General features: G+C 56.7%; 12 protein-coding genes and 1 pseudogene. 5 read left to right on the top strand and 8 right to left on the bottom strand.

All coding sequences use genetic code 11. The features are described from left to right. Positions 1-117 precede the first annotated feature (117 nt). Complete coding sequence (gene xylR, locus ABLV12_RS10955; RefSeq protein WP_004106805.1) at positions 118-1,296, top strand: D-xylose utilization transcriptional activator XylR; 1,179 nt, start codon at positions 118-120, stop codon at positions 1,294-1,296. A 60-nt stretch (positions 1,297-1,356) separates the two neighbouring features. Here the strand turns inward: xylR and ABLV12_RS10960 are convergent, their stop codons facing one another. Then, entirely contained in the window at positions 1,357-2,184 is an 828-nt protein-coding gene (locus ABLV12_RS10960) for a protein bax (RefSeq protein ID WP_071530269.1), read from the bottom strand. A gap of 315 nt (positions 2,185-2,499) precedes the next feature. On the opposite strand from ABLV12_RS10960, the gene ABLV12_RS10965 reads away from it, so the two are divergent. Further along, positions 2,500-4,530, top strand: coding sequence for an alpha-amylase (locus tag ABLV12_RS10965; protein WP_064383107.1), 2,031 nt, complete (start codon positions 2,500-2,502; stop codon positions 4,528-4,530). A 174-nt stretch (positions 4,531-4,704) separates the two neighbouring features. Then, positions 4,705-5,964 carry a valine--pyruvate transaminase gene (avtA, locus tag ABLV12_RS10970; RefSeq protein ID WP_004106812.1) on the top strand — a complete coding sequence of 420 codons (1,260 nt, stop codon included), beginning with the start codon at positions 4,705-4,707 and terminating at the stop codon, positions 5,962-5,964. Positions 5,965-6,067: 103 nt separating this feature from the next. Here the strand turns inward: avtA and ABLV12_RS10975 are convergent, their stop codons facing one another. Both ABLV12_RS10975 and ABLV12_RS10980 read right to left on the bottom strand, forming a co-directional pair. Continuing rightward, positions 6,068-6,556, bottom strand: a complete 489-nt coding sequence (locus tag ABLV12_RS10975; RefSeq protein ID WP_016807718.1) for a 4Fe-4S binding protein — start codon at positions 6,554-6,556, stop codon at positions 6,068-6,070. Between the two features lie 118 nt (positions 6,557-6,674). Further along, positions 6,675-6,758: pseudogene (locus tag ABLV12_RS10980) on the bottom strand (IclR family transcriptional regulator); the annotation flags it as partial. A 197-nt stretch (positions 6,759-6,955) separates the two neighbouring features. On the opposite strand from ABLV12_RS10980, the gene ABLV12_RS10985 reads away from it, so the two are divergent. Next, positions 6,956-7,279 (top strand): hypothetical protein, encoded by a 324-nt coding sequence (locus tag ABLV12_RS10985; RefSeq protein ID WP_142475982.1) that lies wholly within the window; start codon positions 6,956-6,958, stop codon positions 7,277-7,279. A gap of 68 nt (positions 7,280-7,347) precedes the next feature. On the opposite strand, the gene selB is transcribed toward ABLV12_RS10985, so the two are convergent. The 5 genes from selB to ABLV12_RS11010 all read right to left on the bottom strand — a co-directional run bounded on the left by selB (position 7,348) and on the right by ABLV12_RS11010 (position 12,887). Further along, on the bottom strand, positions 7,348-9,195 hold the full coding sequence (gene selB / locus ABLV12_RS10990; RefSeq protein WP_064370681.1) for a selenocysteine-specific translation elongation factor: 1,848 nt from the start codon (positions 9,193-9,195) through the stop codon (positions 7,348-7,350). Continuing rightward, positions 9,192-10,580: an L-seryl-tRNA(Sec) selenium transferase gene (gene selA, locus ABLV12_RS10995; protein WP_004106817.1), complete on the bottom strand. Its 1,389-nt coding sequence runs from the start codon at positions 10,578-10,580 to the stop codon at positions 9,192-9,194. Before selA ends, selB begins: the two co-directional genes overlap by 4 nt. Positions 10,581-10,675: 95 nt before the next feature. Further along, positions 10,676-11,284: a glutathione S-transferase gene (locus ABLV12_RS11000; RefSeq protein ID WP_064398932.1), complete on the bottom strand. Its 609-nt coding sequence runs from the start codon at positions 11,282-11,284 to the stop codon at positions 10,676-10,678. Between the two features lie 91 nt (positions 11,285-11,375). Next, a complete protein-coding gene (locus ABLV12_RS11005) occupies positions 11,376-12,512 on the bottom strand; it encodes an HlyD family secretion protein (protein WP_004106821.1) in 1,137 nt (378 codons plus the stop codon). A 3-nt stretch (positions 12,513-12,515) separates the two neighbouring features. Beyond that, positions 12,516-12,887, bottom strand: a complete 372-nt coding sequence (locus tag ABLV12_RS11010) for a DUF3302 domain-containing protein (protein ID WP_023321767.1) — start codon at positions 12,885-12,887, stop codon at positions 12,516-12,518. 535 nt (positions 12,888-13,422) lie between these two features. Here ABLV12_RS11010 and mtlA point away from each other — a divergent pair. Further along, a complete protein-coding gene (mtlA, locus tag ABLV12_RS11015; protein WP_004106823.1) occupies positions 13,423-15,333 on the top strand; it encodes a PTS mannitol transporter subunit IICBA in 1,911 nt (636 codons plus the stop codon). The last annotated feature ends 72 nt before the right edge of the window (positions 15,334-15,405 follow it).

The raw sequence follows: 15,405 nt of genomic DNA on the forward strand, positions 1-15,405 counted from the left end.
TTGAAAAAAAATGCCCGAATTCTTTGCGCTACAGCCAAACTTAGGCACAAGTAGCTTGAAATAATCCGGGCATTGGCCGGTATTGTATGGCCTGCAAGAGAGACCAGGAACAACACTATGTTTGAAAAGCGTCACCGTATTACGTTGTTATTCAACGCCAACAAGGCCTATGACCGCCAGGTCGTTGAGGGCGTCGGCGAATATTTACAAGCATCGCAATTGGAATGGGATATCTTCATTGAGGAAGATTTTCGGGCGCGAATTGAAAACATCAAGGAGTGGTTAGGTGACGGCGTTATTGCCGATTACGACGACCCGGAGATTGAAAACCTGCTGCTCGACGTTAATGTTCCAATTGTCGGCGTCGGCGGCTCCTTCCACCGCCCGGAGTGCTATCCGCCGGTTCACTACATCGCTACCGACAACGCCGCGCTGGTCGAGAGCGCCTTCCTCCATCTGAAGGAAAAGGGCATTAACCGCTTTGCCTTTTACGGCCTGCCCACATCCAGCTGTAAAGGCTGGGCCGCAGAGCGCGAGCATGCTTTTTGTCAGCTGGTCGCCAGAGAGAAATATCGCGGCGTGGTCTATCAGGGGCTCGAGACAGCGCCGGAAAACTGGCAGCATGCGCAAAATCGCCTCGCCGACTGGCTACAAACCCTGCCGCCGCAAACCGGCATTATCGCCGTCACCGACGCCCGCGCCCGTCATGTGTTACAGGCCTGCGAGCTGTTGCATATCCCCGTTCCGGAAAAGCTGTGCGTTATTGGCATTGATAACGAAGAGCTTACCCGCTATCTGTCGCGCGTGGCGCTGTCTTCCGTTGCTCAGGGCACCCGCCAGATGGGCTATCAGGCGGCAAAGCTGCTGCATCGTCTGCTGGAGAATGAAGAGCTGCCGCTTCAACGACAGCTTATCCCGCCGATGCGCGTAGTAGAGCGCCGCTCCACCGACTACCGTTCGCTAACCGACCCTTCGGTTATCCAGGCGATGCACTATATTCGTAACCACGCCTGTAAAGGGATTAAGGTAGAGCAGGTACTGGACGCCGTAGGCATTTCCCGCTCGAATCTGGAAAAACGCTTCAAAGAGGAAGTGGGCGAGACCATTCATACGGTGATCCACAGCGAGAAGCTGGAAAAAGCGCGCAGCCTGCTGGTTTCAACCACCCTGTCGATTAATGAAATCTCGCAGATGTGCGGCTATCCGTCGTTGCAGTACTTCTATTCGGTGTTTAAGAAAGAGTACGACGTGACGCCGAAGGAGTATCGCGATCGGCACAGTGAAGTCATGATGTAGAGAGCAAAGAAAAATGCCCGGGCTTGCGCGCCGGGCATTAATAATGTCATGGATAAGCCATTACATATGCGCGGCAATCAACCGCTGGTTATCCTGATACATGGCGAAGAGATAGTTGTTATAGCTCGACCCTTTAGTCGAATAGCCCTTCAGCTTATGAATCATGGTGCTGGCGGTCACTTCCTGATCGGCCTTGCGCAGCTGCGCACGCGATTTACGGAACGATGAATAAGCCGGATGCGTATTCAGGTTTCTCACGTAGGCCTGAACGGACTCTTCCACCGAATCAAACTGCGAGTAGCCCTTCACCGCGCCGCGGCAGTTTCCACCACCACACTTCATACCAAACAGATTGTTGTTAACGCGCGCCAGTTTTGACGTTCCCCAGCCGCTTTCCGCCGCCGCCATGGTTGCAACCATGCTGTTCGGGATAATATCGACGCGTTCAAGCAACGAGTTCCATGGAATATGGCGAGTATTGCCGGACCACTTCACTTTATAGCGCGAGGCGATCTCTTTCAGGCGCGTACGCTCGCTCGGCGACCAGCGCGCATCGTACTGCTTGGAAACCAGCCAGTTACGATCGGCAGTAATCACCTGATTCTGTTTCGTAATATAAGGCATTACCGTCCGGAGAAACGCTTTTTTCCTTGGTGTCCCGGAAGGGTATTTTCGCAAATCAGGAAGTGAACTGCTCTTTACACTATTGCGAGAATACTCTTGTTTACTGCTTACCTTGCTTACTTTAACGGTACTTTTCTTTTTAACTATTGGGGCTTTATGACTCGTTGTTGCTGTGTGTGTTGTTGCCAGCACACTACCTGAAAATATGCAGGTAAGTAACATGAGTATCGCGGCCCCATATCGTCGAATGGGAGTCGATATCATTAGGTCTCCTGGTCGGATGCAATCATTCCAACGCCTTGTTTTTCACAAAAAATCGATAGTTGAATCGCGAATAGTATCAAAAATACCCAGATGACGCACCCACAGAAATAGTCCAATTCCGAAATGGTGTCACCTGAAATCGGTTTCTGCCAGCCTGCGAAGGCGCAAAAATGCTAGCGCCGTCTCATTTTCTGCGCATTTTTTGAGCGCGATCACTCACCCCTTTTCATCCTCCCTGGAAAAGCGCGGCCGGGATGAGTTCATCAGGCGGGTAGACGCGCAAACTGAACAAAACACCGCCTACAGGACTCCGCAATGAAACTCGCTGCGCTTGCGTCGCTGCTGTTGCCTGGGATGGCCTTCGCCGCCTGGACTACCGCAGACTTCCCCGCCTTCACCGAAGAGGGCACCGGCAGATTTATCAGTCAAAACGAGGTAGCAAAGGGTACGCGCCCGCTGCGAATTAATTTTGACCAACAGTGCTGGCAGCCCGCTGGCATGATCAAGCTCAACCAGATGCTGTCGATGGAACCCTGTCGCGACCCGGTGCCGCAGTGGCGCATCTTTCGCGACGGGCGCTATACCCTGGAAGTGGACACCCGTTCGGGTACGCCAACCCTGATGGTCTCCCTTGAGGAGAAACAGTCCGCTGCCGCCGCGCCGCAGATCAAGCAGTGTCCGAAATGGGATGGCAAGCCGCTGACCATTGACGTCAGTAAATCCTTTGCCGAAGGCAGTAAAGTTCGCGACTTTTACAGCGGCAATATCGCGACCGTCAGCGGCGGTAAAATTACCCTCCAGCCGGCGTTTAACAGCAATGGTCTTCTGCTGCTTGAGCGCGCGGAAACCGAATCCGCCGCGCCGTTCAACTGGCACAACGCCACCGTCTATTTCGTTCTGACCGATCGCTTTGTTAACGGCAACCCGGCCAACGACAATAGCTATGGCCGCCACAAAGACGGCATGCAGGAAATCGGCACCTTCCACGGCGGCGACCTGCAGGGCCTGACCAGCAAACTTGATTACATCCAGCAGCTCGGCGTTAACGCGCTCTGGATCAGTTCGCCGCTGGAGCAAATCCACGGCTGGGTCGGCGGCGGTACGAAAGGTGATTTCCCGCATTATGCCTATCACGGCTACTACACCCAGGACTGGACTAAGCTGGATGCCAATATGGGGACGGAAGAAGATTTGCGCCGTCTCGTAGACGAGGCCCACAAGCGCGGGATTCGCATTCTGTTCGACGTGGTGATGAACCATACCGGCTACGCGACCCTGGCCGATATGCAGGAGTTTCAGTTTGGCTCGCTGTACATCCAGGGTGACGAACTGAAAAAGACGCTCGGAGAGCGCTGGACCGACTGGAAGCCTCGCGCGGGACAGAGCTGGCACAGTTTTAACGACTACATTAACTTCAGCGACAAAGCCGGATGGGAGAAATGGTGGGGTAAAAAATGGATCCGCACCGATATCGGCGATTACGACAACCCCGGCTTTGACGATCTGACCATGTCGCTGGCCTTCCTGCCGGATCTGAAAACCGAATCCACGGAGCCCTCCGGCTTGCCGAACTTCTATCGCCATAAGCCGGATACCGCCGCTAAAGCGATCCCCGGCTACACGCCGCGCGATTATTTGACCCACTGGCTGAGCCAATGGGTACGCGATTATGGCATCGACGGTTTCCGGGTTGATACCGCCAAACACGTCGAGCAGGCGGCCTGGCTGCAGCTAAAAACCCAGGCCAGTGAAGCGCTGGCGGAATGGAAAAAAGCCAATCCGGATAAAGCGCTGGATAACGCCCCGTTCTGGATGACCGGCGAAGCCTGGGGCCACGGCGTGATGCAGAGCGACTACTATCGTCACGGCTTTGATGCCATGCTGAACTTTGATTATCAGGATCAGGCAGCAAAAGCGACAAGCTGCCTGGCCAATATGGATCTGACCTGGCAACAAATGGCGGAGAAGCTCCAGGGTTTCAACGTCTTAAGCTACCTCTCTTCGCACGATACCAGCCTGTTCCGTGAAGGCGGTAGCACGGCGGCGGAACTGCTGCTGCTTGCGCCTGGCGCAGTGCAGATCTACTACGGCGATGAATCCTCACGGCCATTCGGTCCGACCGGCTCCGACCCGCTTCAGGGAACGCGTTCAGATATGAACTGGCAGGACATCAACGGCAAAGCCGCGCGCAGCGTGACTCACTGGGAGAAACTGGGCCAGTTCCGCGCCCGTCATCCGGCCATTGGTATGGGTAAACAAACCACGCTATCGATGGCGACAGGCTACGGCTTTATCCGCGAGAGCGGTGATGACAAAGTCATGGTGGTGTGGGCAGGACAGCAGTAGCTTTTTGATGAGCGGCTCCCCCGGCGATCGCGGGAGCCTTTTCAGGATAAACGACCAAAAATCATCTACCTCAAAGCATAAAAACGAATTATCTTCCTGATACCTCGATTTGCACCCTGTCTGCGCTGGCGTTATGGTTACCCACTTTCCTGGGATACCGACAGACTAATCGCGATGACATTTTCACTTTTTGGCGACAAATTTACCCGTCATTCGGGCATCACCCGCTTGATGGAAGACCTCAATGACGGCCTGCGTACGCCAGGCGCCATCATGCTGGGCGGCGGCAATCCCGCACAGATTCCGGAAATGAATGATTACTTCCACAGCCTGCTGAGCGACATGCTGAATAACGGCAAAGCCCTTGATGCGCTTTGCAATTATGACGGCCCGCAGGGTAAAAGCGAGCTGCTGACCCTGCTGGCGCAAATGCTGCGTGATGAACTGGGTTGGGAGATCGAGCCGCAGAATATTGCACTGACAAACGGCAGTCAGAGCGCGTTTTTCTACTTGTTTAACCTCTTCGCAGGACGTCGCGCGGATGGAACCACGCGTAAAGTGCTGTTTCCATTGACGCCTGAGTATATCGGCTACGCCGACTCCGGCCTCGAAGAAGAGCTGTTTGTCGCCACTCGCCCGAACATTGAACTGCTGCCGGAAGGCCAGTTTAAATACCATGTGGATTTCGAACATTTGCAGGTCACGGACGAAACGGGAATGATCTGCGTTTCCCGTCCCACCAACCCAACCGGTAACGTGATCACCGATGATGAGCTGATCAAGCTCGATGCGCTGGCCAATCAGCACGGCATCCCGTTGGTTATCGATAATGCCTACGGCGTTCCGTTCCCGGGCATTATTTTCAGCGACGCCCGACCGCTGTGGAATCCGAATATCGTCCTGTGCATGAGCCTCTCCAAGCTTGGCCTGCCGGGCAGCCGCTGCGGGATTATCATCGCTAACGAAAAAATCATCACCGCCATCAGCAATATGAACGGCATTATCAGCCTCGCCCCCGGTGGAATGGGGCCGGCCATGATGTGCGAGATGATTAAACGCAACGACCTGCTGCGCCTGTCGGAAACGGTGATTAAGCCGTTTTACTACCAGCGCGTTCAGGAGACTATCGCTATTATTCGCCGCTACCTGCCGGAAGATCGCTGCTTGATTCATAAGCCGGAAGGGGCCATTTTCCTCTGGCTGTGGTTTAAAGATTTGCCGATATCTACCGAGCTGCTGTACCAGCGCCTGAAAAAGCGCGGCGTCCTGATGGTGCCGGGCGACTATTTCTTCCCGGGGCTGGATAAGCCGTGGCCGCACACGCATCAGTGCATGCGCATGAACTACGTGCCGGATCCGGAGAAGATTGAAGCGGGCGTGAAGATTCTCGCCGAAGAAGTTGAACGCGCATGGAGCGAACAGGGCGCGTCATAGGCCCGAATAAGCCAGATCTATCCCGGCTCGCACTGCGTTTAGCCGGGCTACAAGTCCCATAGCCCGGCAAGGCGCGCCAGCGCCGCCTCCGGGTAACACGTCGCTACATCGCCAGCGCCATCCGCTGGCGACGTTCAGCGGCTATTCTTTCCAGCTCCATGGGCTCTATGCAGCGTAGCGCCTGCGTCGGGCATGCCGCCACGCAGGCCGGGCCCTCTTCACGATGGCTGCACAAATCGCACTTCAGCGCCTGTACGCCCTCCTCCACCCGCATCACCGTCATCGCGCCATAGGGGCACGCCACCATGCAGCTTTTGCACCCAATGCAGCGGCGCTGATCCACGCGCCAGACCGAATTTTCTCGGCGGATAGCGCCCTCGGGGCAGACGTTGGCGCAGGGCGCATCTTCACACTGGCGGCACAACGTCGCCGTCGAAAGTTCATCATTCTTTACCACGCGGATCCGCGGTGCAAAGCGCGTAGCGGATACGCCAGAACAATCCTGATTCTGCTGATGGGACACCACGCAGGCGACTTCACAGGTACGGCAGCCGATGCACTTTTGCGCATCCGCGATAATAAACCGGTTCATCCTTGCTCCATTAGGGATAAAAATGCAGAGTGCCAGAAAAAGCCGCTTCCGCGCCTTGATCCTGAATGGAGTCAGCGGCGTTTTCTCTCAGATGCCCGGGACAATTAGGTCATCTGCCTTAGCCTTCCCGCACGGAGAAGCCCAGTTCGCGAGAAATCGCCTCTGCCGTCTCGCGCAGCGGCTTGAGTAAACGCTTCGCTCCCGCCATTTCAGGGCGCAGTGCGAATCAGGGTAACAACAGAGAAACGAACTCAGAAGCAGCAATAAGCGGGCTATTTTCAGATTGACCCCCCTCGCTTCCAGGCCACATACTTTCTCCCGCCCCCCGCTGCTAGCGGGGGTCTGATGGCGCAAGCGACGTCATGTCTCCCGGTGTTTTAGAACAGGATCTTTTGATTTATGGATGAATTCATTACCGTTTCTTTAAAAAAAATGAGCGCGGGCAGTATTTATAAAATCCTGCTTATCGGCCTGACCTGCTCATTAGTGCCGCTCGGCCTTTTAAACGGCATTCTCGCGGCGGTTGGCGTCAATTTACTGACGCTGCGCTGGAACGGAGAAGCTGTCCATGGCTTCAGCGCGATTATTATCAGCCCGATCTTCTGCTTCATCCTGGCGCTGGTGTTGACCGGCATCGTCGGCAGCCTGGCCTGGCTCGGATTATGGATTTACGGCCAGTTTCGCCCGCTGACTCTGCGCATCTCTTCCAACGATCGGGGTTAATGCAACCCGCTGCCCGGGCCATCAGACCAGACCTGATAGCCCGGCCAGGCGTCTCCGGCAACTTCTGTTTATTCTTTTATGAACAATGCTTTATCCCGAAGAATATGGTCGTTACCGCGACGGCGAGTAAAACCGATGCGGTCAAAATACTCGAGGATCTGAATCGCCAGCTTGCGCCCGACGTTCAGCGTATCGCGGAAATCCGCCGCGCATGTTGAACCCCTTTCCAGATCCAGTTCACGGATCATTTTGGCAAACTCCACGATCCGATCGTTGCGATAGTAGCGATCTTTGACGATCGCGGTAATCATCCCCTGCTGCGCCGCCTGGCGAAGCACCGCACGCATTAACGACTCTTCCACGCAGGCTTCCCGCGCCAGATCGCGAACCCACCAGGGCTCATCGGCAAACAGCCCGGCGACCCGCTGCCAGATGGCCTGCTGCTCGTCGGTAAAGCCCGCTTTATGTTCCGGCAGATGCAGCCAGCCGTGGTGGCTATGAACAATACCGCTTTCTCGCATTTGCTCAATCAGCAGCAGCACCAGCGCTTCATCTTCCATCGGCAGCGCAATACGCCGCAGCCGTTCGCGGCCCGGTCCCGGCTCATCGCGATGCTGATCGTGATAGCGCGCGAGGGCTTCAAGCAGCTTGCGCTGCCAGCGCGCGGCGAGCGGGGCGCTCAACAGGCTCTTTCCCGCCTGTAGATAGTCAGGGCGGTTAATCAGGGCGTTGAGGCCATCGCTACTGAGCTGACGCGCCCAGGCGAAATCATCGAGACGCACCGCATCGCGCTGAAGGTGAATATCCAGCGCCTGGACGTCATCGCTTTGCGCAGCAGCCAGCGCGTGCAGCCACTGTAAATACTCCGGCTTACGCTTGCCCCGGCGCGGCGGATTGAGCGTCACCACTCGCGCACCGGCGAGCGTCAGGCGCGCGGAAATATCGCGCAGCACCAGACGGTCATTATCCGCCAGCCGCAGCGGCGTATCGAGGACCAGCTCCGCCAGCGCGCCTTCAAGCAGCGACACCCGGCCGGTAATATGGCTGGCGGCGTGGTGGATATGCAGCGGCTGCCACTGGCTAAGCGGCGTGTGGCACTGGAGCTCGACAATGACCCGGTCACAGGCTTCCGGGGGCTGTACCGAGAGCAGCCAGTCGCCGCGATTGAGGTCCTCTTTTTGCGCATCGCCGACAATATTCAGGGCAATACGCTGGCCGGCCCGGGCCTGCTCAACCGGCTGATTTTGCGCGTGCAGACCGCGCACGCGCATCGGTTTATCCACGCCGGTCAGCCACAGCGTCTCGCCAACGTTGACCTCGCCGGATAGCGCCGTCCCGGTAACCACCAGCCCCGCGCCTTTGACGGTAAATGCCCGGTCGATCGCCAGGCGAAAACGCTGACGCTGCGGATGTGCGCGCGCGGCAAGGCGCAGGAGATGCTCGCGCAGCTCGTCAATGCCCCGCCCTTCCGTCGCCGCGACGGTAAACAGGGTCGCGCCGGTAAAGCCGAACTCCGCCAGCGCCGCATCGATTTCCGCCTTTACCTCCTCGATCCGAGTTGCTTCTACGCGGTCAGCTTTGGTCAGCGCGACGGTTAACGTCGGCTGCCCGGTAAGCTGGAGGATCGCCAGATGTTCGCGCGTCTGCGCCATCACCCCATCATCGCAGGCCACCACCAGCAGCGCGTGATCGATACCGCCGACACCGGCCAGCATGTTGGACAAAAACTTTTCGTGACCGGGTACGTCGATAAACCCCAGTACCCGCCCGTCAGGCTGCGGCCAGTAGGCGTAGCCCAGATCGATTGTCATCCCGCGCGCTTTCTCTTCCGGCAGGCGATCGGCGTTGATGCCGGTTATCGCCTGCAGCAACGTGGTTTTGCCGTGATCAACGTGTCCGGCGGTGGCAATAATCATCTCAGTAACATCTCCATAAACCGGGTTTCATCCTCAAGACAGCGCAGGTCCAGCCACAGGCGGCCATCATAGATCCTGCCAATAACCGGCACGGACAGCAGACGCCAGCGTGCCGCCAGGGCCTCCAGCTGGCTGCCGCGACCATCGCGCGGAGTCAACGTCAACGCCGCGCTGGGCAAGCGGTCCACCGGCAGCGAGCCGCTGCCGATCTGCGACAGGCATGGCTCAACCCGCAGGTCAAAATCAGCATAATGCGCGACCAGAGCCGTTCGTATACGTTCGGCCTGCTGACGAATATCATCCGCCTGACGAGTCAGCAGGCGTAGAGTCGGCAGCTCTGCGGCCAACTTTTCCGGGTGCAGATAGAGGCGCAGCGTGGCTTCCAGGGCCGCGAGGGTCATTTTATCCGCCCGCAGGGCGCGCTTGAGCGGATGGCTCTGCAAACGGGCGATTAGCGATTTTTTGCCGACGATGATTCCCGCCTGCGGGCCCCCCAGCAGTTTATCGCCTGAGAAGCTCACCAGGCTGACGCCTGCGGCAATCATCTCCTGCGGCATCGGCTCTTTCGGCAGGCCGTACTGGCTTAAATCTACCAGCGAACCGCTACCGAGATCGGCCACCACCGGGATATTCAACTCGCGCCCCAGCTCGGCCAGCTCCGCTTCATCGACCGCTTTCGTGAAGCCCTCAATGCTGTAGTTGCTGGTATGCACCTTCATCAGCAGGCCGGTATTGTCGTTCACCGCCTGACGATAATCTTTCGCGTGGGTGCGGTTAGTGGTACCGACTTCATGCAGAACGCAGCCCGCCTGGCGCATCACGTCAGGAATACGGAACGCGCCGCCGATCTCCACCAGCTCACCGCGCGATACCACCACCTCGCTGCCGCCGGCGATCGCCGCCAGCATCAGCAGTACCGCCGCCGCGTTGTTATTGACGATACAGGCGTCTTCCGCACCGGTGATACGGCACAGGAGGTCGGCGAGCGCTCGGTCGCGGTGGCCGCGTCCGGCATCATCAAGATCGTATTCCAGCGTCACCGGCGCGCGCATCGCCCGGGCAACCGCCTCAACCGCCGCTTCCGCCTGAATCGCCCGGCCAAGATTGGTGTGCAACACGGTACCGGTCAGGTTAAAAACCGGACGCAGCGCGCTCTGCTGCGTCAGCGCCAGCCGCCTCGTCGTTTCCTGCATCCAGTCATCGCACCAGCCCGGCAGCGCCTGGTTCTGACGGATATTTTCCCGCGCCTCGTCCAGCATCTGGCGCAGCAGCGCCACCGTCTGGGAGTGACCATATTGCATCAGCAGCGGCGAGAATGCGGGATCGCGGAGTAAACGGTCGATGGCCGGAAGCCGGGTATAAAGCGCACGAATCTCGGTAGTCATGAATGAGCCTATTTTCCCCCCTCCCGACGGGAGAGGGAGTCAACAAATGAGCAGCAATTGTAATCCCTTCACGAGAAAACTGTTACCTGCCTGGGTCAACTCACCGGCGGTTCGGTGCGCGCAAAGCTGGCGCGCTGAAAGAGGGAATCCACCAGACGGACCAGCTTCGGTCGGGTGGCGCACCAGCCTGGCGCGACGCGGCGGAAATTGAGATAAGCGATGGCGCAGGCTGCGGAGATGGTCGCCAGATTAACCTCATCAGGGCGCAACGTTCCGTCACTCGCATAGCCTTCCAGCGCATCGAGACCGCGCGCGACCTTTTCGCGCTGGCGCAGTAGTTCGCTTTCCGACTGCTGCGCCGCTGGCCGCGCTTTCTCCCGTACCAGAGTTTGCGCGGCCTCCATCACCCCATCAGCCAGCGCCTCAATTTGACGCAGTTTCAGCGCGGCTTTCGGTGCCGCAGGCAGCATAGCCGGGGCGATGCCGAGCAGCTCCAGGTATTGAGCAATAATGGGAGAATCGTACCAGCAGTCGCCGTCATCGGTGACCAGCGCGGGCACTTTTCCCAGCGGATTATACTGCGCCACGCCGTTAGTCTCGTGGTAAGGGAATTCGTTGACGAACTCAAAGGGGATCGCTTTTTCCAGCAGTATGACGGAAATTTTGCGCACAAAGGGACTGGTGTAGCTGCCGATCAGTTTCATTGCCTGCTCCTTTCGCCAACAAAGTAATAAGTATGGCGCAGGCGCAGGCAAATAGCAGAGAGAGAAATCACCCCATGCCAGACTGACCCCGCTAATGGTCCAGATAGAGATAGTGCATCCAGCTGGTCATGCGCAGTAGCACTTTACGCATCACCGAAACGTGGGTGAAATGATCGGAGTAAACCGCCACCTGAGCATAGATCCCGTCAGGCAGAGCGTCGACGGCAGCGTTGGGCTCCAGCTCAATGGTCGCCAGCACGCCATCGGTACCCGGCGTCACCGTCAGTGCCTGCAGCGTGCCTTGCGCCTGGTATGTTCCGCCCGGCACGACCGGCAGGATACTCACCAGCTTGCCGCGAAAGACCTGTCCCGGCAGCGCGTTGAACACCGCTTCGGCATCGTCGCCCTGCTCCAGCCTTAGCAGCGAATTTTGCCGGAACTGCGCCACGATGAGGCGTTTCTGTTGCGGAATAAAGACCATCACCGGCCGCAGAGGCAGCGAGGCGGCATAGGTACCGGGACGAATCAGGACCTGGGTAATATAACCGTCGCTGGGCGCGCGCACGGTGGTCTGGTCAAGATTATATTTCGCCTCCGCCAGCTGCGCGCGGAGGCTCACTATCTGAGACTGCTCGCCGTTAACCATGCTGTCGAGCTGACTCTGAATTTGCGCCTGCTCCGCCACCGATCCTTTCACCATCGCATCCTGGGCGAGGTAGTTTTGCCGGGCATTATCAATATCGCTTTCCGAAAACGGATTAACCCGCGCCTGGCTTCCTTTCAGGTAGCGCTGATAATCCTTATACAGACGGTCGCGCTCCGCCGAAACGCGCGTGGTGTTGGCCTGAGCCTCAGAAAGCTGGGCTTTAAGGGTATTGATACTGTGCAGCGCGGTCACAAGATCGGCCTGGAGTCTGTCGACCCGCGCCTGATAACGTGTCGGGTCGATGGTAAACAGCACCTCTCCCTTTTTAACTCGTTGATTGGCTTTATCCGTAACGCTGCTGACCACTCCGGTAACCTGCGGGGTAATCGGAATAGAAATCACCGCCTTCTGCGCAGTGAAGGTATAAGGATGGTTGTAGTTCATTAATAAAATAAGCGCGCTAACAATTAATACGCCGCCCAGCGCCGCGGTGGGAACCGTCCATTTATTTACCGGGATCTTAAATATTTTAAATATCGACCAGGCTATCGCCACGTAGGTTAAAATAATCAGCAGATCCATGAGTTATTTCTCCACCGTAGGGGATTGGGTAGATGGCTGAATACCCGTTATCTGCTTTTCAAGCGCAATAACCCGTTGCCGCAGTTCGCTAAGTTCATCCTCGCTTTCCGTCGCCTCCGGCGACATCTCATCCCGCGGGTGCTGCATCCCCCAGCCGCGTTCAGGCCGATAAAGCGTGGCCCAGATCCATAAAAACGGCCAGATAACGTGCAGAGTAAAAAGACTCACCCAACCCGCAACATGAATGGCATCGGCATGCGGGTGGTTACGTTTCTTCGCGATCAGATAAGGAATATCATGGAGAATGATGATTCCATAAAAAATCACCAGAAATACAAAGATCAGAACGCCGAGCGCAAAATAATTGAGAAACATAATTTCCTCGGATTTACGCTAATTATTTCCAGGATGTATGCCGGGCCCGACAAAAAAAGGGCGGACAAATTGAGCATAATTCACCCGTTTCATTTTCGCCATTAGCGACTAAAATGTTCTTTAAGCCCTCGCGTTGCTGAATGACGCATCAGCAAGCGGAACGCAGTATAACCTGCGCGAGATCACATCAGGGAAAATCCAGGTGAAAATATTTTGTGATATACATCACAAATAAATAACAAAACGTCAAAGTAAATTTGTGATTTTAATCACATAAAAATGCATTACCCCCCCTTAAAACCGGGTCTGTTGTTTTTTTACACACCCATTTTGTGACTAAGATCACTACAAAAGACCCTCGCCGCCCTATATTCATGTGATACAAGTCACATAAAAATCCATCGACTGGACAGCTTAACGATTCAGTGCCAAATTTCGCACTATCACTCAGGGCCCGGCTACCTCTGCCGCCTTATTAACAACAAGCCTCGGGCTTTCAGCCTGCCGATAGCAAAAACAGAAGAAGGGGTGTTTTATGTCATCCGATATCAAGATCAAAGTGCAAAGCTTTGGTCGTTTCCTCAGCAATATGGTGATGCCAAATATCGGCGCGTTTATCGCGTGGGGTATTATCACCGCACTATTCATTCCGACAGGATGGTTACCGAACGAAACGCTGGCGAAGCTGGTCGGTCCGATGATCACCTATCTGCTGCCGCTGCTGATCGGTTATACCGGCGGTAAGCTGGTTGGCGGCGAGCGCGGCGGCGTAGTCGGCGCGATTACCACCATGGGCGTTATCGTCGGCGCGGATATGCCGATGTTCCTCGGCTCCATGATCGCCGGTCCACTGGGCGGCTGGGCTATTAAAAAATTCGACGTGTGGGTAGACGGTAAGATCAAGTCCGGTTTTGAGATGCTGGTGAATAACTTCTCCGCAGGCATCATCGGTATGATCCTCGCTATCCTGGCGTTCCTCGGCATTGGCCCGGCGGTTGAAGTTCTGTCGAAAATCCTGGCTGCGGGCGTTAACTTCATGGTGGCGCACGACATGCTGCCGCTGGCGTCTATCTTTGTTGAACCGGCAAAAATCCTGTTCCTCAATAACGCCATCAACCACGGTATCTTCTCGCCGCTGGGTATCCAGCAGTCTCACGATCTCGGCAAATCTATTTTCTTCCTGATTGAAGCCAACCCGGGTCCGGGGATGGGCGTCCTGCTGGCGTACATGTTCTTTGGTCGCGGTAGCGCGAAACAGTCTGCGGGCGGTGCGGCAATTATCCACTTCCTCGGCGGTATTCACGAAATTTACTTCCCGTACGTGCTGATGAACCCGCGCCTGATTCTGGCGGTTATCCTCGGCGGTATGACCGGCGTGTTTACCCTGACCCTTCTCAACGGCGGTCTGGTTTCTCCGGCCTCTCCGGGCTCCATCCTCGCCGTGCTGGCAATGACGCCGAAAGGCGCCTACTTCGCTAACATCGCCGCGATTGTTGCCGCCATGGCCGTCTCCTTCGTGGTTTCAGCCGTGCTGCTGAAAACCAGCAAAGTTAAAGAAGAAGATGATATCGAGGCCGCAACCCGCCGTATGCAGGATATGAAAGCGCAGTCCAAAGGCGGCGCTACTCCGCTGGCCGCGGGCGACGTGGCTAACGACCTGAGCCACGTGCGTAAAATCATCGTTGCCTGCGATGCCGGTATGGGCTCCAGCGCAATGGGCGCAGGCGTGCTGCGTAAAAAAGTGCACGATGCCGGACTGAGTAATATCTCCGTCACCAACTGTGCGATCAACAACCTGCCGCCGGATGTTGACCTGGTCATCACCCACCGCGACCTGACCGAGCGTGCGATGCGCCAGGTGCCGCAGGCGCAGCATATTTCGTTGACTAACTTCCTCGACAGCGGCCTGTACACCAGCCTGACCGAACGTCTGGTTGCGGCGCAGCGCCACACGGATAACGAAGAGAAAGTTCGCGATAGCCTGAAAGACAGCTTCGACGCGTCTGACACCAACCTGTTCAAACTCGGCGCGGAGAACATCTTCCTCGGCCGTAAAGCGGCGACGAAAGAAGAAGCGATTCTGTTTGCCGGCGAACAGTTGGTGAAAGGCGGCTACGTTGAACCGGAATACGTCCAGGCGATGCTGGATCGTGAAAAGCTGACCTCCACCTATCTGGGTGAGTCCATCGCGGTACCGCACGGCACCATTGAAGCCAAAGACCGCGTTCTGAAAACCGGCATCGTCTTCTGCCAGTACCCGGAAGGCGTGCGCTTTGGTGAAGAAGAGGATGAGGTGGCTCGCCTGGTTATCGGTATCGCCGCCCGTAATAACGAGCATATCCAGGTGATTACCAGCCTGACCAACGCGCTGGACGATGAGTCGGTGATTGAGCGTCTGGCGAAAACCACCAGCGTTGAAGAAGTTCTGACGCTGCTGAAAGCGTAGCCTGTAGCCCGGCAGTGCGCCGGGCAACGCCCGCCTCTCCTCATACGTGGGGAGAGGGTTCGGGTGAGGGAA

Source organism: Klebsiella sp. CN_Kp100 (assembly GCF_040065315.1).
GTDB lineage: Bacteria > Pseudomonadota > Gammaproteobacteria > Enterobacterales > Enterobacteriaceae > Klebsiella > Klebsiella oxytoca.

What these genes read in the sequence shown, in the direction of transcription:
- avtA (WP_004106812.1), top strand. Translation starts at nt 4,705, where the DNA reads ATGACATTTTCACTTTTTGGCGACAAATTTACCCGTCATTCGGGCATC.
- xylR (WP_004106805.1), top strand. Translation starts at nt 118, where the DNA reads ATGTTTGAAAAGCGTCACCGTATTACGTTGTTATTCAACGCCAACAAG.
- ABLV12_RS10985 (WP_142475982.1), top strand. Translation starts at nt 6,956, where the DNA reads ATGGATGAATTCATTACCGTTTCTTTAAAAAAAATGAGCGCGGGCAGT.
- selA (WP_004106817.1), bottom strand. Translation starts at nt 10,580, where the DNA reads ATGACTACCGAGATTCGTGCGCTTTATACCCGGCTTCCGGCCATCGAC.
- ABLV12_RS10975 (WP_016807718.1), bottom strand. Translation starts at nt 6,556, where the DNA reads ATGAACCGGTTTATTATCGCGGATGCGCAAAAGTGCATCGGCTGCCGT.
- mtlA (WP_004106823.1), top strand. Translation starts at nt 13,423, where the DNA reads ATGTCATCCGATATCAAGATCAAAGTGCAAAGCTTTGGTCGTTTCCTC.
- ABLV12_RS10965 (WP_064383107.1), top strand. Translation starts at nt 2,500, where the DNA reads ATGAAACTCGCTGCGCTTGCGTCGCTGCTGTTGCCTGGGATGGCCTTC.
- ABLV12_RS11000 (WP_064398932.1), bottom strand. Translation starts at nt 11,284, where the DNA reads ATGAAACTGATCGGCAGCTACACCAGTCCCTTTGTGCGCAAAATTTCC.
- ABLV12_RS10960 (WP_071530269.1), bottom strand. Translation starts at nt 2,184, where the DNA reads ATGATATCGACTCCCATTCGACGATATGGGGCCGCGATACTCATGTTA.
- ABLV12_RS11005 (WP_004106821.1), bottom strand. Translation starts at nt 12,512, where the DNA reads ATGGATCTGCTGATTATTTTAACCTACGTGGCGATAGCCTGGTCGATA.
- selB (WP_064370681.1), bottom strand. Translation starts at nt 9,195, where the DNA reads ATGATTATTGCCACCGCCGGACACGTTGATCACGGCAAAACCACGTTG.
- ABLV12_RS11010 (WP_023321767.1), bottom strand. Translation starts at nt 12,887, where the DNA reads ATGTTTCTCAATTATTTTGCGCTCGGCGTTCTGATCTTTGTATTTCTG.